This window comes from Actinomadura sp. 7K534 (genome assembly GCF_004348575.1).
GTDB lineage: Bacteria > Actinomycetota > Actinomycetes > Streptosporangiales > Streptosporangiaceae > Spirillospora > Spirillospora livida.
In genome coordinates this window covers 1-6,520 of the sequence record NZ_SMKB01000329.1, presented here as the reverse complement: position 1 = coordinate 6,520, position 6,520 = coordinate 1, and the positions used below count along the sequence as shown (strand labels likewise).

Genomic DNA, 6,520 nt, shown 5'->3' with positions numbered 1-6,520 from the left:
CCGCCCCCGCTACCGGACAAGGTCTGGATCAACCCGCCACCCCAACCCCAGACCGACAACAAGCCACAAACCACCCACGTGGCCTGACGTCTCATCCGGTTTGACAGGTTCCGCAGGAGCCAGTTCCCTAGACATCGAGATCAATGACGACGTTCAAGGAGCCCGCAACGTCCTGGAGCAACTTCACGGCAGGTAAATCAGCATGGGACACGCTCACGAGCGTGCCACACCTTCTCTTCGCGCGGCGGCGCGGAGCCCCTGACCGCCGGCGCCTGATGGACAGTGCGGCGTGGGCACGATGCACGGCCAGGCTCGGCCGTCCGGTGAACGTCGCCCCGCCCCACGCTCCGCGCGGCGCCGCGCGACGGCCTAAACGCCGCCACCTCTTGACGCGGTGACCGGTCATCGCTTCGAGACAGCACACCCCGCAGGCAGAGACCAAGATCGCGGCCGGTGACCTCTGGAAGGATCACGGCTGATCCTCGCAAGCGAGCCGGGACGCCCATGGATCCCGACAACTTCTCGCACACCCACTCCAATACTCCAAGCCGACCAGGCGGGCGGGCCTCGACCACTGACACCCGCATGACCTCTGGCACTCGGGCGCCTCGTTGACGCTGGTCCAGGGGACGCCGTTGCGCGTCGTCTGGGAGATCCTCGGGCACACGCCCATCGCAATCACGCAGGACGTCTATGGGAACCTGCGCGTTGACGACAGGTGCGCGGGGCCTAGGCAGTGAGCGGCGATCTCTTCGGGCCCCGACCCGTCCCCGTGGCTCCCAAGGGGTACGCAAAAGCCCCCTACCAAGATCGGGAGGGGGCTCTGAGCTGGGCGCACCCGAAGGGATTCGAACCCCTAACCTTCTGATCCGTAGTCAGATGCTCTATCCGTTGAGCTACGGGTGCCTGCCGGGATTACTGTACCGGCTCCGCGGACCGGACGGCGAATCGGTTGTGCAACACGCGCGGGCGGACGTGTGACCTGAGTCACGGAACTTTTGGCGACCAAGGTGCGACAAAAGGGTGTCGAGACGTGAGCGGCCTGCAAAGGTTTGACTCCGTTCGAAGCCCAACCCCCCTGAAGGAGATTCCCCATGCGTATGTCTGCCACCAAGCTCGTCGGCGTCCTCGCCGTCGGTGGCCTGATGCTCGGTTCCACCGGCTGCGGGGCGGTCGACACCATCACCGGTGGCAAGAAGACGACCGCCTGCAAGAACATCGAGAAGGAGCTGCGGAGCTTCTCCACCGGCGGCGCGGCAATGTCGTCGTCGGGCGGCGCCGAACAGACCGCTCAGAAGTTCTCTGACACCGCGGCCAAGATCCGCTCGGAGGGGCAGAGCGCCGGCGGGGACGTCGAGTCCGCCGCGACCGCGTTCGCGGGCGACCTCGACAAGACCGCGGAGCTGCTGCGGCAGATGACCTCCGGCAGCACGAACCTGCAGCAGCCCGACACCGCGGCCATGCGGCAGCACGGCAACGACCTGGCCAAGGCCTGCGGCTTCTCCGCCTTCCGCCTGGGCTGACCCGCCGGCGGTTCGTTCCCGCGGCCCCGGGAGCGAGCCACTTCGCCTAGCCGGGGATCTCGGACTATGCTGCTGGGACCCGCAGGCCAGACTTTGCCGGTAGGCGCGCCCAACCGGTAGCCTGTCTGCGCCTGACGGCTACTGGAGGATTCGCCTAGTCCGGTCTATGGCGCCGCACTGCTAATGCGGTTTGGGTGCAAGCCCATCCGGGGTTCAAATCCCCGATCCTCCGCCACTCTGACCAGGGACTTCGTCCAAGATTACGATCTTGAGCGAAGTCCCTGTCGCGTTCCAGATGTCCGTTTTTCCGCGCCTGGTGTGCACATGGTGTGCACGGGACGTCGGCGGAGTGCGCTCGTGCCCGGCTGAGGCGGGGTCCTGACCCTCTCGGACTTGGTTACCCTGCGTGTTTGCCGCGCCTGTTGCGGCGATCCGCGAATGAGATCACGTTGGGGGCTGCAGCAGGCGTTTCCGGCTGGGGTCGGCGCGGCACGACCGCGGCCACGGCCTCTGCCGCTGCCCTGGACACCTCTGGCAGCACCGAGGTGTAGGTGTCGGCGGTGAACGAGTGGCGGGCATGGCCGAGCGTCTCGCTGATCACTTTCATGTTGACGTTGCCCAACAGGGCGAGCGTCGCAGCCCCGTGCCGTAGATCGTGGAAGCGGATCGGCGGCAGAGGCTCGCCTCCGATCGCCACCTGGACTGCACGCACGGAGGTCCGGTGGTGACGGGAGATCTTGTCGATGGACCAGCCCTCGACGGAGTGCCTGTGCTGGACGAGTCCGTACTTCCTGATCAGGTCCTCGAACCGCGTGGAGATCCACTGGGGACGCAGGCGGGCCCCGTCCTCACGGGTGATGACCCGCCCCGAGTCCACCCATACGTCAGGGCCAGCGACGGACCTCTCGCGTTCCTGGCAGGCCCTCCAGTCCAGCAGAACCGCGATGGTCGCCTCGTCCAGCGCCACGGTGCGCTCGCCGGCCTCGGACTTGGTGTCGTCGTACTCGTCGGCCTGGGTCTCGGAATCGGGGCTCGTCTCGCGGACGGTCAGCGTGCCCGCGCCCTGCAGGTCGGTGTCCGCCCAGGCCAGCCCTGCGACCTCGGCACGACGCAGCCCGCGGAAGGCGACCAGATGGAAGAGGGCGTACAACCGCTCCTCCGCGATGAAGTCGAGGAAGGCGCCCGTTTGGGCGGGGGTCCAGACCATCACCGGCCTGGGCGCCTTTCCGGTCTCCTGCCACCGCTCGACGCGTTCCGTCGTCCAGACGAGCGGCTTCACCCGTCTTCCCCTGATGCGAGGTGGTTCTACGTGCGCGATCGGGTTCTCTTTCAGGCGCTTGGACTTCACCGCCCAGTTCAGAGCGGAGAGCAGGACCGCATGGATCTTCCTCACCCGCGTCGGGGAGATGGGTTTGGTCTGTTTGCGGCGGGGAGTCTCACCGACCTTCAGCGGTCTCGTCGAGTACGCCCGAACCTCGAGGAGGCGCCGGAGCAACTCGCTGGGTTTCGTCCCCGCGGGTAGCGGACGGTTGATCTGCAGGATCGCCTCGTACAGGCCGATCACATGCTTGTCTCTCAGGTCGACCAGCTTGAGGTGACCGAGTCCGGGCACCAGGTAGAGCTGGACGATCTCCGCGTAGTCGGCGAAGGTCGAGTTGGACAGACTTTCCTTCTTGGCTGGAAGCCAGACGTGCTCCAGGTAGGCGCCCACTCTCATGTTCCGGTCGAGTTGTCGTCCATGGATCTCGGACTTCCCGAGCTCTTCCGCGACTGCTTGCTGTGCGGCCTTCTTGGTCTTGAACGGGCCGATGGTCGGTTGTCGTCGTCGGCCGCTGCTTCCTGCGGGTGCGTCGTAACGCGCCCACCATGCGCCGTGGTTCCGGTTGACCAGCTTCGGGCACTTGCCCGTGGGGTACTTCTCGCCGGTCTCGGGGTTACGGCAGCCGCAGCGCTTGTAGGTCGTGCCTCGCATGTCTTCTCCTCCAGGAACGGTTTCTTCCGTGGTGTCAAAGGCGTGAGACGGCTCGGCGGACGCTGCTCTAGTCGTGAGGCCGTTTTCTCAGCACCTGGCACACCGCTTGAACACTCACGCCGAGTTCGTCGGCGATCTGCGTGAGCGTTAGGCCATCGGCACGGGCGTCGCGAAACTCCTGCCGCCGGACGGCGGCAAGGCTCCCGAGGACCTCGCGGGCGAGGGTGGCGAGAGGCTCTGAGGCACGCGCACGGGGTAGCGGCTCGAGGTGTCGGAGTTCATCGACGCCTTCGGCCAGCAGGCTCACCAGCCGTTCGATGCGCTCTTGCGGGCGCTCGTGGAGCTCGTCGCAGACCTTCGATCTGCCATCGCTCAATCGCGGAGAGTCAACTACAGGAGGTAGATCATCTCAAGGGGGAGCCTTGAAGGTTGGACGCCGAGGTCAGGGGCCGTTTGCGGAGTTCTGCGGTCGGCACGCGGTAGTTGGTGCCGATTCGGATGATGCGGCATGGGAAGTCACCGCGTTTGGCCAGTTCATAGGCGTATGTGCGGGACAGTCCCAGGGCGCGGGCTGCGGTCATGATGCTGACGACGGTGGGAAGTGTGTCGAGGTCTTCGTATCGCATGGTCTGCACTCGGACGCCTCCTTGTCTCGGTGCGTGGGGGTGGGTGAGGTCTTCGTCGTGGCGGACTCTTACCGGCGCGGTCGGCTTGGGCGTGTTGTTGGTGAGGGGTCGGGCGCTGCGGGTCGGCTCGGGGTGGTGGGCTGCAGCGGAGCCCACGGGTTGGGGAAGGCGGCCATGGCCAGGCGTGCTTGCGAGGGCGCGTCGGCGCTTGCGGCGGGTGGTGGCGTGCTGTCGGGATTGGCGAGTCTTGCATCGCGTGCCTGTGTGGCGGCCTTTAGGGCGGCGTCGGCTTGGGCTTGGCGGTAATGGAGCCGGCGCAGTTCGGCGATGGTGTCGAGCAGGGTGATGAGGTTGGCGACGAGCATCAGGGCCGACACCGTTGTCTGGTTCTGCGCCGTGCCGGTGAGTGCAAGGAGCCGGGCTGCGGTGCGCAGAGCGTTGCCGGCCGGGGTGGGCCGTGGAAGGCGCCCGTGGGGTGTACGGGCCGCGCGGTCGTAGGTCTGGGCAGCGTGGCGCAAGTGCTGGTTGCTGGTGGCCTGGGCGGCGGTGTGGAGGCCATCGGATGCGGCCCAGCAGGCGTCTTGCACCGCGTACGGGTTGAGCGCCAGGTGACGTCGGATCTGGGCGGTGGCGTAGGCGGCGGCGCGGGCCGCGTCGTCGTAGAACGCCTGTCGTTCCTCAGTGGCCGGGTCGTTGTGGCCGGTGGACGGCACGTGGCACGCGGTGGGTGATGCCCACCGTTGCTGGAGGCGCATCAGCGAGAGGTCGTCGGCGAGGCGGCTTCCTGAACACCAGGCCGGTTCTTCGTCGGCGGGCTCGGCGGGAAGCGCGACCGCATAGCCGGTGATCTGACCGGAGACCTGCTGGCTGTAGCGGACCTTGACCAGGAGGTCGCAAATCCTGGAGCTAGTCGAGGAACTCGGTGGACGTCCGGGCTTCGTCCGAAGCACCGCCTGCCTCGTCCGTCAGGACAAGTGCCGTCCGTCCAGCGGACGGGCTGCGGACCGAACTGTCCGCACCTGCCCAGCGGTGGCGCACTTTGGGCAGTGTGAGGTCGGCGGCAAGCTTGCCGCCCCCGTACCGGACCGGCTGCCCGTCCGCGTTCACATCGCCGAGCGCGGCCACCGCATACCCCGTCAGCTCGCCAGCAGTCCGCTGGCTGAACCGCTGCCGCACCAGGACACCGTCGGCCTGGAGGCGCTCGAAGAACTCGCTCTCGCTGCACGCGCCAGCGGCCGCCCCTGGACCTTGCGGCCCAAGAGGGTTCGGGACGGCACCGACTGGCCACGGCGCACGGCCTTCTCTGTCTCGCCGCGTTTGGGCCGCCGCGCCGCCGTCCGGTCCGTCGGCGCCGTGGACCGCAGCCCGAACCGCTCCTCCACGACCCGGCAGGCGTCACGAACCCGGTACCCGTCGTTCCAGACCTCCGGCCGGACGCCGTCCGGACGCGCCAGCGTGGCCACGATATGGACATGGTCGTCGGCATGCCGGACCGCGATCCACCGAACGGCGTCAACGTCACCCACCGGAGCCAGGCCCGCCCGCTGCATGATCTCGGCCGCGATCTGCGCCCACTGCTCATCGGCCAGGACCGGGTCTTCAGGCGCGGCTCGGACCGCGCAATGCCAGACGGGCTTTCGGTAGTTCCGGTCACCGAGCAACGCCAGCAATTGAGTCAGCAGCCCCTCCAAGTGGCGAAAGTCGCGGCTGCCTTCGGGGCCCACCATCGGTTCCATGTCGGCCGCGTCCCCGAAGCCCGCCACGATGCGGGGATTGTGATGCTCGCCGTTGGCGCCCGGGCCGTAGAGGTACCGCAGCAGCCCTTGGACCCGGACGCCCCGCAAGACCTTCCCGATCACCACGCAGCGCTATCCCCGAAAGGTTCGGGTGTATCCAGGAAACCAAACAGACCGGACGCCCACGGCCACGTCCTTTCATGCCGCGGATCGTGCGTGACCACGCGTCTGGAGGTCGTGAGCACGGGACAGCCTTACGCCGTGACGGGAAGGTCCAGGACAGGGTGGACAGCGGCGAACATGTCATGTGGGCCTCGCGCGGCAGACAGCATGCCCAACCATTCGTTACATCCCTGCCAAGGGCTCATGTCCGCGGCGCCGCCTCGAATCACCCGGACTCCGTCGCCGTGGCGGGGAGCCGCATCGGCCGGCGCGCCAGCGTAGCCGGGCACGTATGTATCGGCGCACAACTCGTCCAGTGAGCCCATGGCCGCCAGTCCGAACGCGTTCTCGTTCGCCAGGGACGCGCCGTTCACCCCCCTCTCTGTCAGACTGCTGTGACACAAGGGACGAACGAGTCCTTCTGATACCAAGCAGGGCGAGACAGGACGAACAGCGCAGTGACGATGACTCTCGCCGACCAGGCCGCCGTGACGACACGGC

Annotated in this window: 6 protein-coding genes and 2 tRNA genes; 2 read left to right on the top strand and 6 right to left on the bottom strand. The window is 67.3% G+C overall.

Going from position 1 to position 6,520, the window contains the following annotated elements:
• Positions 1–833: 833 nt before the first annotated feature.
• Positions 834–906, bottom strand: a tRNA-Arg gene (locus E1266_RS34460).
• Between the two features lie 188 nt (positions 907–1,094).
• Between E1266_RS34460 and E1266_RS34455 the strand changes: the two genes are divergently transcribed.
• Together E1266_RS34455 and E1266_RS34450 are read left to right on the top strand one after the other, a co-directional pair.
• Entirely contained in the window at positions 1,095–1,523 is a 429-nt protein-coding gene (locus tag E1266_RS34455; RefSeq protein ID WP_132054332.1) for a hypothetical protein, read from the top strand.
• A gap of 143 nt (positions 1,524–1,666) precedes the next feature.
• Positions 1,667–1,758 (top strand) — tRNA-Ser (locus tag E1266_RS34450).
• A 162-nt stretch (positions 1,759–1,920) separates the two neighbouring features.
• Here the strand turns inward: E1266_RS34450 and E1266_RS34445 are convergent.
• From E1266_RS34445 to E1266_RS34425, 5 genes are all read right to left on the bottom strand, one after another.
• On the bottom strand, positions 1,921–3,495 hold the full coding sequence (locus E1266_RS34445; protein WP_132054330.1) for a tyrosine-type recombinase/integrase: 1,575 nt from the start codon (positions 3,493–3,495) through the stop codon (positions 1,921–1,923).
• Between the two features lie 67 nt (positions 3,496–3,562).
• Positions 3,563–3,871 (bottom strand): hypothetical protein, encoded by a 309-nt coding sequence (locus tag E1266_RS34440; protein WP_132054328.1) that lies wholly within the window; start codon positions 3,869–3,871, stop codon positions 3,563–3,565.
• 28 nt (positions 3,872–3,899) lie between these two features.
• Entirely contained in the window at positions 3,900–4,121 is a 222-nt protein-coding gene (locus E1266_RS34435) for a helix-turn-helix domain-containing protein (RefSeq protein WP_132054334.1), read from the bottom strand.
• Positions 4,122–4,189: 68 nt separating this feature from the next.
• Positions 4,190–5,071 carry a hypothetical protein gene (locus tag E1266_RS34430; RefSeq protein WP_132054327.1) on the bottom strand — a complete coding sequence of 294 codons (882 nt, stop codon included), beginning with the start codon at positions 5,069–5,071 and terminating at the stop codon, positions 4,190–4,192.
• 186 nt (positions 5,072–5,257) lie between these two features.
• Positions 5,258–5,983: a hypothetical protein gene (locus tag E1266_RS34425; RefSeq protein WP_132054325.1), complete on the bottom strand. Its 726-nt coding sequence runs from the start codon at positions 5,981–5,983 to the stop codon at positions 5,258–5,260.
• Between the last annotated feature and the right edge of the window lie 537 nt (positions 5,984–6,520).